Source organism: Methanobrevibacter millerae, assembly GCF_900103415.1.
In the GTDB taxonomy this organism is placed as follows: Archaea; Methanobacteriota; Methanobacteria; order Methanobacteriales; family Methanobacteriaceae; genus Methanocatella; species Methanocatella millerae.
The window spans coordinates 1-14,814 of sequence record NZ_FMXB01000032.1; the positions used below are offsets into that span (position 1 = coordinate 1).

Sequence of the window (14,814 nt, forward strand, 5' to 3'; positions counted from 1 at the left end):
TACTTGTTGTAGTGGTCCAGTGATTTTTTCGGGTATGTGTATGCGTTCGATATTGAAAACAGCATAATATTTATCATTGACTTTTTTGACAGTTACATGTTTGATTTTTACTGTTGGGTCGTTTTTGTCGCTTCCACGGTGAAGCAATTCCCGGTATTTTTTGCTGGTTTTGAATTTCACCAATCCCAGTACCGCAAGTTTTATTTTATCGTACCCATATTTGTCTTTTTTTATTCTTACATTGTTATTGTTGTTTATTATGCGGAATGTGTCTTTATTGTTTTTCTTGATTTTATATACTGGATGTTGTGCTTTTAGATTTACATTATAATAGTTTTTAAAAGCACTTATAAAGTCTATTTGTGACTGCTGTCTACTACTGGATTCTGCTTTTTCCAGAAATGAATACTCCTGTCGTAACATATGTAAAATAACATCACAGGATTTTTTATTGACGATTATTTTATCAACATCATAGCCATAATATATCAATAGGCGTTTAAAGTCGTTGATAAACTCCAATTCTTTATTGTAGATAAAACGATATATTCCAATATTAGACTCAACAGCACTAATATTAACAATCTTTTCACCTTTATCATTCATATCTGCTTTTGCAGGATAAATCCTAACCTCAATATTCTCTTTGACAACATTCATACGAATTTAAAACCACCATATTCTTTTTTTTATAAATGAGTACAATATAATAAATTATTTTTTTTATAGAGTAATAAAATTTCACCTAGAGTGCTTGATAAGTATTATACACAGTACAAATAAATAATAATATTTAGTTATTTTTCTCTTTGCCTTTCAATATATTTTCGTATAGTTTCTATATTTGCTCCAACCAGACGTAGTGATAAAATAACCTGTTTTCCAAAAAGCACACTTCCAAAGAAACCTTTTAATACCAGGATAATCTCTTTTAATAATCCTGCTGCTAGAAGTTTTATATGCATTAATAAACCTAACAAGATTAGTACTAGGCATAGCATCAAATAGTATATGAATATGATCAGCTTCCCAATTAGACTCCTCAACCCTTAACACCATACTTACCACCAATATCTGAAAATATAACCATCAAAGAATCAAAAATATCCTGATCAATCACTTTCCTACGATATTTAACAACCAACACCAAAATGAAAAGTTAACTTGTATACCGAATGCTGATTCCTATCCAAATCACTACTCATAAATAGCTAATATAAACAAATAAATATTAAAAACCACCTATTACAAACGTACACCAATACAAGCACACTATAAAAAAAAACACACCCCCCATCGCGCAATTCATCCCCAACCTAAGAGAGGTTGGGGTATTCTTGCTAATATTATGATAAAATCACCATTATGATTAAAGTCGATGCGTCACCTAAGTTAATAGAAGCATTGATAATTATTAGCATGATACTATTAAAATACATGTTAACATAATCATCGGTGTAATATAACATCCATTAACCACCTCCAAATATTGTGTGGGCTGATGTTTAGTGAAGTTTTATGATAGGATTGAATTAATATCCAGAAAATTAGTTCACGGAGCAGGTATCTCTTGAAAATAAGCAAACATCCGCATCCACACATTTTACAAAAATTTATATAATTAAAAATTCAATATAAAAACAAGAGATTAATAATCTCAAGAATTTTGAAAAAAATTCAACTTAAAAAACCATGTGATAAAAATCAATGTTTTTTCTGGATATTGTGGAGTTCCATCCACAATAAAACATTGATTCCAACTATTTTTAAAAAATAAAAAACCAATAAAGCAGCAAATCCATTAATAGTTAATTTTAAGGTGAATTAAGTTCTTCAATTTATTTTATGTAATGTTTATCTTTAATTTCATGATATCATTCATTAAGGAAAAATAAGCTGAAAATAAGCATTATTAAAAAAAATAGTGAATATCAAATAGCAAAAGCTATTCAATATAGTTAAACTGGGTTTCCATTATAATGATTATCATAAATGCTATCACTGCAACGATAATGCACGGAAGCAAAGCCGGAATAGTGAATGCCACATTTGAAGCGATATTGACAACCGGGATTTTTAAGGTACCAAGCATTACACCAATGAGAAACGCCATGGTAAACTCCTCATAGTTTTTAAGCAGGTAATTCAGGAGTTTTGAAAAACCCAATATTCCTATAAGCGCACCAACGATAAAGACAATTATTTCCGTGAAATGTAGCTCATGCAGTGCAGTAAGCATATATTCGTATTGGCCAAGCAGCAATAAGAGAAATGATCCTGAAATTCCTGGAAGAATCATTGCGCATATTGCAATCATTCCTGATATGAACAGGACAGGAAGGGAATGATTAGCAGCTATAGGATTCAGGCTGACAAAGATATAAGCCAAAACCAAACCGATTACTGTGAAAATGATGTGCTTGATTCCCAGTTTATGGATTTTCTTAAGCAATACGTAAGCGGATGCTATAATCAAGCCCAAAAAGAATGAAAATGTAAGCGCCGTGTGGACGTCCATGCAATAGGTAATTACCTTGGCCAAAGTAAGCATAGCTATTCCTATACCCAAAACCAGAGGAATGAAGAATGCGAAATCAATTTCATCCAATAATTCATTCCAAAATCCTTTTAAATCCAGTTTGACCAATGGCTTTATGAATTTGAAGTTGATTTTACTTATAGAATAAATCAGACGTTCATAAATGCCTGTAATTAATGCAATAGTTCCGCCGCTAACACCTGGAACGATATCAGCAGACCCCATCAATACTCCACGAATAAAAATTAAAAATGCTTCATATAAATTAAAGTTCACAATTATCTCCTCATTAATTAGTTATATTCGTCTTTTTAATATAGTTTTTGATATTTTACCTCCTGATGAAAAATTACAAATCGGTGAAAAATAACATTATGAAGAGAATATTGACCTTAAAAGGTTTTAAAAAAAGTTTTGAATAAAATTTATGATTAAAAAAAGAATAAAAAAGAAATAAAACAGGATTAAAACCCTGCTTTTTTAAATATAACAACTCAGTCTAGTTTTTTCTTTTGAAGACTGTGTAACCACCTAAAACTGCACATATTCCGAGTAAAAGTAAAATTGGATTACCTGTAGCTGATAATGTGCTAGGAGCAGTTGCATTTGTTGTGTTTGTAGCTGCATGAGCAGTTAAATTATGATTTGGATTTCCAGCTGCATGACCGGTTGAATTTGCCCTTATGTTATTGGCTGTTTCATTGTATTGACAACCTGCCCAGCCGCCCATGTCTTGGTATTGGCTACCAGCCCATCCGCCAAGATCATCTTGGTAATTGCTTCCAGCATAGCCACCATCATATTGGCTACCAGCCCATCCACCTAAATCATCCTGATAATTACTGCCTGCATATCCACCGTCATTTACATCTGCAGCACTGACAACAGCTACTGAACCTATTATGCAAAATATTGCAAATATAACGACAAATTAAAAAAAAAAGTAAAATAATGCTAAATTGGATTATTTAGCATCTAACAGTTCTTTTGCGTATGGCGTTATATTCTCATTGAGAATCTTATCCAGGAACTCACCGGTGTAGGTTCCGCTTTCAGATACCTCTTCTGGAGTTCCCGTTGCAATAACACGGCCTCCTCCGTCACCGCCGTCAGGACCCAAGTCAATGATATAATCTGCGGTTTTAATGACGTCCAGATTATGTTCAATGACAACGATTGAATTTCCCGCATCGGTCAATCTGGCCAATACTTCAAGCAGGCGCTTAATGTCGGCAAAATGAAGACCTGTAGTCGGTTCATCGAGAATATATAACGTATTGCCGGTACTGGTACGTGACAATTCCTTAGCAAGCTTGATTCTTTGAGCTTCACCGCCTGATAATGTGGTTGCAGGCTGGCCTATTTTCATATAGCCCAATCCGACGTCATCCAATGTCTTGAGCTTTTTATAGATTTTAGGAATGTGTTCAAAGAATTCCAAAGCTTCTTCTACAGTCATTTCAAGGACTTCATAGATATTCTTTCCCTTATAACGGATATCCAAGGTCTCCTCATTGTACCTTTTGCCTCCGCAGACTTCACATGGAACGTAAACGTCAGCGAGGAAATGCATTTCAATCTGGACAATACCGTCACCTGAACAGGCTTCACACCTTCCGCCCTTAACGTTGAAACTGAATCTGCCCGGCTTGTATCCCCGTGCCTTTGATTCGGGAGTGTTTGCAAAGAGATCCCTTATGTCGGTAAACACTCCGGTATAAGTTGCGGGATTTGACCTTGGCGTACGTCCGATAGGCTTTTGGTCAATAGCTATAATCTTATCGATATTTTCAAGGCCTTCAATATCATCGTATTTTCCCGCGAAAGTGAATTTACGGGTTAATTTACCCTTGATTCCCTTATATAAAATTTCATTGATTAAGCTGCTTTTACCGGATCCGCTGACACCTGTGACGCATGTAAACTTACCTAAAGGAATTTCAACATCAATGTCCTTTAAATTATTCTGCTTAGCTCCCTTTATGGTTATGAAATTGCCGTTTCCTTCACGGCGAGATTCCGGAACATCTATTACCTCTTTTCTTGAGAGATACCTTCCGGTAATTGAATCCTCACACATCATGATTTCCTGAGGAGTTCCCTGAACGATGACTTTTCCTCCGTGTTCGCCCGCTCCAGGACCGATATCGACAACGTGGTCTGCAGACAGGATGGTTTCCTCATCGTGTTCAACGACAACAACGGTATTTCCAAGGTTTCTAAGCCTTTTTAAGGTACCTATTAGCTTTACGTTATCCCTCTGGTGAAGGCCTATGCTCGGCTCATCCAGAATGTATAAAACACCAACCAGACCGGAACCAATTTGGGTTGCAAGCCTGATTCTCTGGGCTTCACCACCGGATAATGTTCCTGAAGACCTTTCCATTGACAGATAGTCAAGTCCCACGTCAACGAGGAATTTAAGCCTTTCTCTTATCTCCTTTAGGACTTCTTTGGCAATGTATTCTTCCCTTTCGGTCAGCTCCAGATCCAAAAAGAACTGGTAGGAATCCTTTATAGGCAATTCAACTACATCAGCAATTGATTTTCCTCCAACGGTTACTGCAAGCACTTCAGGACGCAGCCTCTTACCGTTACAGACATGGCACTTCCTGTCGCTCATGAACTTTGAAATGTATTTTCTTGAGTAGTTTGACTTGGTTTCAAGATAGAGTCTCTCCATCCTTGGTATTACACCTTCAAACCTGCGGTTTACCATATATGACTTGTTTCTTCTCTTGAACGTGAAAGGAATCTTGTCGTTACATCCGTACAATACGGTATCCTGATATTTCTGTGGCAATTCATTAAACGGAACATCCATGCTGAAACTGAAGTAATTAGAAACTGCTTCAAGCATCTGATAATAGTAATTTTCCCTTTTTGCGGATTTTGACCACGGAGCAATGGCACCCTCATTAAGCGTCAATGTGGCATCAGGCACTATCAAATCAGGGTCGATTTCCATTTTTGAGCCTATACCGTTACATTCCGGACATGCTCCCTGTGGAGCGTTAAATGAAAACATTCTTGGAGTCAGTTCCTCAAAGTTAATTCCACAGTCGACACATGCGAAGTGCTCTGAGTACTTTTTTTCGTATTCGCCGTCATCTGTCGTGAACAATACATTAATCAGGCCATCGGCGAATTCCGCTGCAGTTTCAAGCGAATCAACAAGCCTCCTTTTAAAGTCAACGTCCTTTCTGATTTTAAGACGGTCAACCACCACATCAATGCTGTGACGGAATGTTTTGGCAAGGTCAATGTCCTCTTCAAGGTCTCTTATTTCACCGTCAACCCTTACACGGACAAAACCCTTGTTTCTCAAGTCATCCAAAACGTCCTTATGCTGGCCTTTACGGTCACGGACAATCGGGGACAATATCTGTATCTTGATGCCTTCCCCTTCCTCGATTATGCTGTCTCCAATTTGACCTATGGTCTGGTGGGAAACTTCTCTGCCACAGTTCGGACAGTGGGGAATGCCTATTCTTGCAAACAATAATCTTAAATAGTCATAGATTTCCGTAATGGTACCTACAGTTGATCTCGGGTTTTCCCTGGTTGTTTTCTGGTCGATGGAAATGGCGGGAGACAATCCCTCGATATACTCCATTTCCGGCTTTTTCATCTGTCCGAGAAACTGTCTAGCATAGGCGGATAATGATTCAACATATCTTCGCTGTCCTTCAGCATATATTGTATCAAAAGCCAATGAAGACTTTCCCGAACCGCTCAGCCCAGTAATTACAACGAATTCGTCACGTGGGATGCTTACATCAATATTTTGCAGATTGTGTTCCTTGGCACCCTTGATGACGATTTGTTTTTTTGCGTCTTCTGTCATGATAATTATATTTTTGTTCTTAACTATATAAATTATTAGAAAGAGTAAATGATAAGTAATCGGAAAAATCAAATTAATTAATAAGAAGGAATAATTATGGCAAGCCCAATTGAAGTTATACTGATACCCGCATTAATGATACTTTTTGGCTATTTTTTGAAATACATATCATTTATCGAACAGAGCGACCGTGAACTCCTCTCAAAAATCGTTTTATATGTCGCTTTGCCTTCACTGATTTTCATTAATCTTCATGATGCCACAGTTACAATGGACATGCTGTCCCTTCCGGTTATTGGGCTGTGCACAAGCCTGATTTTATTCGGCATAGCGTTCATCTACTGTAAGGTGAGAAATTATTCCAAAAGAACCACCTGGACAATATTAATGGCTGCTTCCATAATGAATACCGGATTTATCGGCTATCCGGTTTCAATGGGCGTTTTTGGAAATGAAGGACTTTTAAATGCAATATTTTTTGATTTGTCAACAACCATAATGGTCATTGCCTACGGAGTATTGCTTGCAAAGGAATTCGGAGGCGAAAAGCCGGATATAATCAAGAATATCCTTAAGTTTACTCCACTCTGGGCTGTGATTTTTGCATTGATTTTCAATTTCTTTAACATTCCAATACCATATGTGGCCGAAAGCATTTTAACCTACTTCGGACAGGCTACAATTCCATTGATCATGCTCTGCATGGGACTTTCACTTGAATTCACAAACATCGGGCAGAACCTATCGGATTCCCTTGTCGTATCAGTAATCAAGTTAATATTTGCTCCGGCAATTGTCTTTTTCATGATGATGTTCTTAAATATTAAAGGAATGGCTTTCAACATAGGAATTCTTGAAGCGGGAATGTCTACAGCCATGAATGCGCTGGTTCTTTCAATAGAATACGATCTGGACAGCGATTTGATGAGTTCACTGATATTTACAAACGTGATTTTAAGCGTATTTACGCTTACTGCAATAATAACCTTATTGACTGGGTGAATTCAGCTCTTTTCAAATCCCTTAAGAGCATACAATTTATTTCTAAGCTCAGCAGCCCTTTCAAAGTCAAGTCTTGCGGCAGCTTCCTTCATGTCACTTTCGATATCCTTAATCAGCAATCTTAACTCGTCTTTTGGCATTTTGCTTAAGTCCGCGCCGGATACGATTTTCTCTTCGGCTTCCGTTTTTTCCTTTAACGTTCTTGTGGTTGACTTAGGAACGATTCCATGCTCCTCATTGTACTTCATCTGCAGGTAGCGGCGTTTTCTTGTAATGTCTGTTGCGTTTCTGACGGATTCGGTCATCTTGTCGACATACATTATTACCTGGCCGTTTACGTTTCTTGCGGCACGTCCGATGGTCTGTATAAGTGAGGTTTCGTTTCTTAAAAATCCTTCCTTGTCGGCATCCAGAATTGCTACAAGAGAGACTTCAGGCAAATCCAGGCCTTCCCTTAACAGATTAACTCCAACCAATACGTCAAATGTTCCCCTTCTCAAGTCATCGACGATGTCAATCCTTTCAAGAGTGTCGATTTCGGAGTGCATATAGCGCACCTTTACGCCGATTTTGGCATAGTAATCTGTCAAGTCCTCAGCCATCCTTTTTGTAAGGGTCGTTACCAGCACACGTTCGTTTCTCTCGGCCCGTTTTTTAACTTCGCCAAGTAAATCATCGACCTGGCCTTCAACGGGCCTTATTATGACTTCAGGGTCAACCAGACCTGTCGGACGGATAATCTGTTCCACGACGTTACGTGACCTTGCAAGCTCGTATGGGCCGGGAGTAGCCGATACGTAAATTACCTGATTTACTGATGATTCGAACTCATCGAACCTTAGCGGACGGTTTTCCTTTGCTGAAGGCAGCCTGAATCCATATTCGACAAGAGTTTCCTTACGTGCACGGTCTCCGTTATACATTCCCCTGATTTGAGGAACGGTTACGTGTGATTCGTCAATTATCGTTAAAAAGTCTTCAGGGAAGTACTTCAATAGTGAATATGGCTTTTCTCCCCATTTCCGTCCTGAAAGATGCATTGAATAGTTTTCTACGCCGGGACAGTATCCCATTTCCTGAAGCATTTCAATGTCAAAGCGGGTTCTCTGCTCCAGCCTTTGGGCTTCAAGAAACTTGTTCATGGCGTTGAGCTCATCCAGGCGCTCGTTTAATTCTGCTTTAATGTTGGAAATAGCCACATCCATCTTGTCCTGACCGACCACGAAGTGCTTTGCGGGGAAAATCATGTATCTTTGTAGGCTTTCCTGCTTTTTACCCGTAACCCTGTCTATAATGCTTATGGCATCGATTTCATCACCGAACAGTTCAATCCTTATCGGAGGTGTTCCGTGAACCGGATTGATTTCGATGACATCTCCACGGACCCTGAAGTGTCCACGGTCAAATTCGATGTCGTTTCGCTCATACTGCATGAAAACAAGTCTTTTTAGAATTTCGGAGCGGTCGTAAATGTCACCTACGGCTATTCCAAATGCGAATTCACCGTAATCCTCGGGAGAACCGATACCGTAAATGCAGCTTACGCTGCTTACAACGATTACGTCATCCCTTGAAAGGAGAGACTGGGTTGCGGAATGTCGCATCATGTCTATATCGTCATTAATTGACGCTTCCTTATCAATGAATGTGTCGGTTCTCGGCACGTAGGCTTCAGGCTGGTAATAATCGTAATAGCTGACAAAATACTCCACGGCATTGTCCGGGAAAAACTCCTTGAATTCCTCGTAGAGCTGTGCTGCCAGCGTCTTGTTATGGGAAATTACCAGAGTAGGCTTTTGAACCTTTTCAATGACATTTGCCATTGTGAAAGTCTTTCCGGAACCGGTAACTCCCAAAAGAGTCTGATCGCGCAGATTATCATTGATACCATTAACCAAGGAGTCAATGGCCTTTGGCTGATCACCAAGTGGTTTGTATGGTGATTTAAGTTTAAATTCCTTCATGCATTATCAACAACGATATTGAAACTGATATGAGTGTATCTTGCAGAACAGCAAGGTATTATCCTTTCATCCCTTACTGTGAGCTTTCCATACTTGGACAGTCTGGATTTGACTTCCCTAATTATGCTGGGAGCGTTTCTCTCGTCAAATACCCTTAATGAACCCAAAAAGGTCATTTTGCCCTGAGCATTCATTACTGAAATGCCGTCCACAACGTAAGGCTCATTCCACTCGTTTAAAATATCATTTGATTCGTCAAGCAGTTCCTGCTTAATCCTTTCCTTATCAATTGGCATGCTATTCCCTCAATACATCAGCTATGCTTTGAGCCAGTGAAACACGGGAGGTGTCTGAAGACAGACTGTTTGTTGCGATTATCTTATCCGCACCGGCTGAGTAAATCCTTACGGTTCCGCCGTTGGTCAATATTGGATGAACGCAACATACGTCAACCGTTTTGGCCCCATACTGTTTTAAAATGTTAATTGCATTGACGATTGTTCCGCCTGTAGCGATAATGTCGTCAATTATGAAGGCGTTTTTGCCCTTGACTGAATCCACGTTGACTGTGCTTTCATCTCCGCCTTCGCATCTGACGTCAACGATTCTGGTTTCGACCTTGTCCGGTCCCAGACGGACCTTGGATAAATATGTGCAGTCGCATCCTATAATTTCTGCCATTTCACGTGCAAATCCATAAGCGCCCTTATCCGGAGCTATGATAATCGGATTGTCCTTTTCCTTTTTGATGTATTTCTTTTGAATATATGAAGCTATTGCAGGCATTGCTGAAACGTTTCTGGTTTTGATTGAAAAGAAATCCAATACGCATTCCTCATGAATGTTGAAGGTAATGAACTCGTCGGCGCCTGCAGCCTCGATTAAATTAGTTACGATTCTTGCTGATATGGCTTCGCCGTCATTGAAACGTTTTTCCTGTCTTGCATAGCCAAGATAAGGAGTTACTACACGAACGTATTTGGCTCCAAGATCCTTGACGTTTGAAATCAAAAACAAAAGCTCCATCAGGTTTTCATCCTGAGGATATCCCGTGGATTGGATAATGGTAACCTCTTCATCAACCCTTCCGTCAACGCGAAGGTATCTTTCTCCATCCGGAAATTTTTTAAACTCAACATAACATAATTCTTCCCCTAATTCCTTTGCAACATGAGCTGCCAAATCTTGAGAAGCTGAACCACTTATAATCATAGTATCACCCAAAAGTTTATTGTTAATTAATATGTTTTTTAATAAATAAAAAGTTAAGTATACAATTCGATTAACGCACTGTAATTTAATTTAACATCACGTAAAGTGATAGAGCAACTCCAACGGTGGCAATAAGCAGCTGAATGATACCGTGGCGTCTAAGTTCTCTTATAGGTGCCTGGATAAGGTAGAATGGTATGAAAAATCCGAAGAATGTGAAAATTCCCATACTGGAATGCTTTGTAAGGACAGTTACGACAAAACCGCTCCATGACAGGAAAATGGTTATTAAATAGGACAGAATCATTATCTTTTTATTAAGCCTTGGTTCCGCCTTAACGACAATAACATTGTTCGGTTTTAGGCCTTCCACTAACGGAGTTCCACATTTGGCGCAATAATCATAATCATCCTGATTTTCAAATTCACATCTTGAACAAATTCTTGTCATTACTAAATAATTGATAATTAGAAATATATAAAGTTATTTTTCTAAGCAAAATTTTATTAGAATTCAATGTAAGGGAATCAACATCGTTTTTTTAGAAACAATTTCAAGATGGGAGGCAAAATTTTTTAACTAATTTCTATTTTAAGAAAAATTTTGTTTGTTTATTATTTTTTCTGTTTATTTCATTATAGAGTCATTTTTAGGTTGTGTCCTATTGCATATAGTTTAAATTCTGTGTTTACTTAAGATTTTTTGATTTTTTCAAAGACTTCTTTAAATTTTTCTTCATCTGTTAGTGTTTCTGGAACACTGTTTCCAGATTCTTCACCTAATTCTTCGTCTTCTTGTTCATCTAATATAATACTTTCTTCAAGATGTTATTTCATTATTTTTAATTGTTGTTAATTTGTTAATTTGTTCATAGTTGTTTTTGCTTTTATTTTAGTTCCATCTAAACTCACATGATGAATTTTAACTAATCCTCTTCGGTTGCTATTTTAATAGTCATTTTAAATGCTTCATCAATCAAATCAGAATAATCGCACTTGAATCTCAAAATTGTACGATAACTGGGATGCTGCATGCCTGCCAAGTACATATAACCAACATCAGTCTGAGTTCTTCGCTCAATCTCACGTGAAGATAATCTTCCATTAAAACACTAATCAAAACAAGCCTAAACAACAATTCACAAGATACGCAAATTCTCCAGGCGTATCAGCAAACTCACGATTCGTTTCAGAACAATCAATATTATCAGCCACATTTTTAATAAATAACACGGATAATCTTTTGGAATCAATTTCATCAAGTCTATATGTACCAACATGGTCTGATTAATAGTATCATCCTTTAAAAGCATGAATAAAACGACCATAAAGATTTAAATCTATAATAATAGATTATACTTCATAGCATATAAAACTAAAGAAAAAATAAGCAAAAAAAATTTAAAAATTAGTGAGTTCGTGTCCAACCCTCAAAATGAAAAAAAATCACACAAGTTTAAAAGAGCCCCATTTAATTTAAACAAAATTTTTAAATAATAAATTAAATCATACATTTTAAATAATAGGAGGTAAACTTTATGAAAAAAATATATTTTTTCCTGATTATTGTATTAGTATTTTTATCTTCTGTTGCTTTGGTTAGTGCAGCAGACAATCCTCAATCAAATGAGGATATGCCTCTAAATCAAGAAGAAGACAGTATATTAGAAACTCAGGAAATTAATGATGATACGACTCAAGAAGATAGTATATTAGAAAAAACTCAGGAAATTAATGATGATACGACTCAGGAAGATATTTTAGGAGTTCCAAAGCGTCCGGGCACTTTTCATGAATTGCAAAGAATAATTGATGAGGTGCCTGAGGGGGATTGGTTTTCTATAGCTAGAGATTATTATGCTGAGGAGGATTCAGAAACTCTTACTATTGAAAAGTCAATAATTTTTAAAGGGGACGGACATACTTTGGACGGAAAACTGTTGGATAGAATAATGTCTGTTAGCCTTAATTCAAAACAAACTGTTGTATTGGAAAACTTAAATTTCATAAACGGAAAATTAAGTTGGACCAATGGTGCTGGTCTGTATATCTCTGGCGGAGCGGTTACTTTAGTTAATTGTACTTTTAAAGATAATCAGGGTGGTTTCACAGTAAGTGGTGAAGGTGGTGCTCTTTATGCAAAAGACTGTAAATTAAGGGTTCTTAATTCAGTTTTTGACCATAATCACTTTGAAAGAGATACTGCTACGCTCTTATACGGTGGTGCAATTGGTGTAAAAGGTGGTTTCTGTATTATATTAGATTCTGTTTTTAAAAATAATATTGCTGAACAAGGTAGTGCCATCTGGACCGATGAATCATCTTTACATGTTGAAAGATGTGATTTTATCAATAATACCTGCAAATTTTATGGAGCAATATATTCTGGGAGTAATTCCGACATTATATGCTGTAATTTTATAGGCAATAAAGCGATGCTTACAGGTTCCTCAATATGTATATTCGATGGTGATACATCAAGAATTGAGTCATGCAATTTCATTGGAGATAGGGCAGATAATCCTGGTTATCAAGATCTGGGCGATACCATTAATGTTATAAACCCATATCTTATGAAAGACAGTCCTACTGTATTTATAACTAACTGCACTTTCACTGATCAAGTAAAAAATGCGTGTATTGTTTCAAATTATAGGTCTAAAGTAATTGCCAACAATAATTGGTGGGGAAACACTGACCAAAATAAAAATGAAAAGCCTAATGTAAGAGGAAATGTAGTAGTTGATGACTGGTATTATATTAGTCTTAATAAAACTGATTACATGCCAAATGAAAAAACACTTCTAGAACTTTCTTTAAAATCAGCGAAAGACAACTCTAAGAAAGATTTTCCTTCAATTTATGCTATTTCTAATATTAAAGCAACAAATGCTACAGTAACTCAAGCCGGTAAGTACAGTTTCTATTATGAGCCATTCCCGAATTCAGATAAGGGCAGTGTTGAATTCACATTATATTACTATTATTATAATGATCCTTTAGAATTCACATTTATGCATGACGTAAAAGAGGTCACTGTTCATAATTATAATGAATTGGCTGATGCATTAGAAAATGCACAAAAGCAGGTTGCTCCTAATTGCATAATTAATTTGGCTGAAGGAAATTATAAAGCAACCAAAAATATTGTATTGAAGAGCTCTGCAGGTTTAAAAAACCTTGTCATAAATGGAAACAACAATGTCCTTGACGGAAACAATGCACATAGTTTCCTTACAGTTATAGGATTCTTAACTTCCCTAAACGGGGTGAAAGTGACAATTTCAGATGCAACATTCAAAAACTTCAACGCTCAGGACAGTGACGGCTCTGTGCTCGCCATGACAATGGGCTACGGGGAAGCAAATTTAAACAATGTCAAGTTTATTGAAAATGTTGGCAGATACGGCGGTGCATTATCTTTTGCAGTGTTGACTAATGTCAATATTAACGGCTGTGAATTCATCAAGAATTCCGCTACAGTCGATGGTGGAGCAGCGTATGTCAATTCAATTAACTTCAATATAAAGGACACAACATTCACTCAAAACACTGCAAAGAATAAGGGCGGAGCTGTTTATGAGTCAGTTAGAACAACAACCATTGACAATTCAAAATTCCTTGAAAACACTGCCAGATTAGGGGGCGCATTATACTATTCCAGTGGCACAGTGACATGCACTGGCTCAGAATTCCTTAGAAATGTTGCAACAGAGGATGCTGGGGCAGTATACAGAAATGGGCCGTTTTACGATGATAATAATGTGTTTAGCGACAATTCACCTAATAATTTTGAATACACCGGATCTGCTGAAGGGGATGACATTAGTCCATCATCATATTCAAGATATTCAGGTTCCGGCACAGGATATAGAAGCATAGACAAAATAACTATGAATAATCATCAGATTTCAATCAGCAACAATAAGCTAACATTGGGCGTATTGAATCAGATATTCAACAAGGACTTCAGAAACGGACACATTCTTGTCTATATTGACGGAATACTTGTGTTCAATGCCACAACCACCGATGATTTGACACAGATTATCATAGACCTGTTAAGCTTGTTGCTTGGAAAACACGAAATCAAAGTCGTGTTCACTGATGGAAACGGCAATACAAACACATATACTGAAAACATAACAATCTAAAACTTTTTATATTCCCCATTCTTAGGGGAATTCAATTCATATGCTAAATTGAACCTCCCCGACCTTTTAGAGGTCGGGGATTCCTAGATTTTTTTT

12 protein-coding genes are annotated in these 14,814 nt (G+C 37.2%); 2 read left to right on the forward strand and 10 right to left on the reverse strand.

What is annotated here, in order from left to right; translation table 11 throughout:
- The 5 genes from F3G70_RS11550 to uvrA form a co-directional block, all read right to left on the reverse strand.
- Positions 1 to 660: hypothetical protein (locus F3G70_RS11550; protein ID WP_223166090.1), on the reverse strand; the 660-nt coding region annotated here is incomplete at its 3' end.
- 156 nt (positions 661 to 816) lie between these two features.
- Positions 817 to 1,059 (reverse strand): IS200/IS605 family transposase, encoded by a 243-nt coding sequence (gene tnpA, locus F3G70_RS12530; RefSeq protein ID WP_394349331.1) that lies wholly within the window; start codon positions 1,057 to 1,059, stop codon positions 817 to 819.
- An 886-nt stretch (positions 1,060 to 1,945) separates the two neighbouring features.
- Positions 1,946 to 2,764, reverse strand: a complete 819-nt coding sequence (locus F3G70_RS11560; protein WP_149732867.1) for a DUF368 domain-containing protein — start codon at positions 2,762 to 2,764, stop codon at positions 1,946 to 1,948.
- A gap of 274 nt (positions 2,765 to 3,038) precedes the next feature.
- Positions 3,039 to 3,269 (reverse strand): hypothetical protein, encoded by a 231-nt coding sequence (locus tag F3G70_RS11565; protein WP_149732859.1) that lies wholly within the window; start codon positions 3,267 to 3,269, stop codon positions 3,039 to 3,041.
- A 234-nt stretch (positions 3,270 to 3,503) separates the two neighbouring features.
- The gene (gene uvrA, locus F3G70_RS11570; protein ID WP_149732860.1) at positions 3,504 to 6,386 is read right to left on the reverse strand and encodes an excinuclease ABC subunit UvrA; all 2,883 of its coding nucleotides are present in this window, start codon (positions 6,384 to 6,386) and stop codon (positions 3,504 to 3,506) included.
- A 96-nt stretch (positions 6,387 to 6,482) separates the two neighbouring features.
- On the opposite strand from uvrA, the gene F3G70_RS11575 reads away from it, so the two are divergent.
- Positions 6,483 to 7,388: an AEC family transporter gene (locus F3G70_RS11575; RefSeq protein ID WP_149732861.1), complete on the forward strand. Its 906-nt coding sequence runs from the start codon at positions 6,483 to 6,485 to the stop codon at positions 7,386 to 7,388.
- A gap of 2 nt (positions 7,389 to 7,390) precedes the next feature.
- Here F3G70_RS11575 and uvrB read toward each other — a convergent pair whose 3' ends face one another.
- The 5 genes from uvrB to F3G70_RS12355 form a co-directional block, all read right to left on the reverse strand.
- Positions 7,391 to 9,352 carry an excinuclease ABC subunit UvrB gene (uvrB, locus tag F3G70_RS11580; protein ID WP_149732862.1) on the reverse strand — a complete coding sequence of 654 codons (1,962 nt, stop codon included), beginning with the start codon at positions 9,350 to 9,352 and terminating at the stop codon, positions 7,391 to 7,393.
- Positions 9,349 to 9,648, reverse strand: coding sequence for a hypothetical protein (locus F3G70_RS11585; RefSeq protein ID WP_149732863.1), 300 nt, complete (start codon positions 9,646 to 9,648; stop codon positions 9,349 to 9,351). Before F3G70_RS11585 ends, uvrB begins: the two co-directional genes overlap by 4 nt.
- 1 nt (position 9,649) lies before the next feature.
- Positions 9,650 to 10,564, reverse strand: a complete 915-nt coding sequence (locus tag F3G70_RS11590; protein WP_149732864.1) for a ribose-phosphate diphosphokinase — start codon at positions 10,562 to 10,564, stop codon at positions 9,650 to 9,652.
- An 85-nt stretch (positions 10,565 to 10,649) separates the two neighbouring features.
- Positions 10,650 to 11,015 (reverse strand): zinc ribbon domain-containing protein, encoded by a 366-nt coding sequence (locus F3G70_RS11595; protein WP_149732865.1) that lies wholly within the window; start codon positions 11,013 to 11,015, stop codon positions 10,650 to 10,652.
- A 475-nt stretch (positions 11,016 to 11,490) separates the two neighbouring features.
- Positions 11,491 to 11,613, reverse strand: a complete 123-nt coding sequence (locus tag F3G70_RS12355) for a hypothetical protein (protein WP_262492230.1) — start codon at positions 11,611 to 11,613, stop codon at positions 11,491 to 11,493.
- A gap of 489 nt (positions 11,614 to 12,102) precedes the next feature.
- Between F3G70_RS12355 and F3G70_RS11605 the strand changes: the two genes are divergently transcribed.
- A complete protein-coding gene (locus tag F3G70_RS11605; RefSeq protein ID WP_149732866.1) occupies positions 12,103 to 14,718 on the forward strand; it encodes a hypothetical protein in 2,616 nt (871 codons plus the stop codon).
- The last annotated feature ends 96 nt before the right edge of the window (positions 14,719 to 14,814 follow it).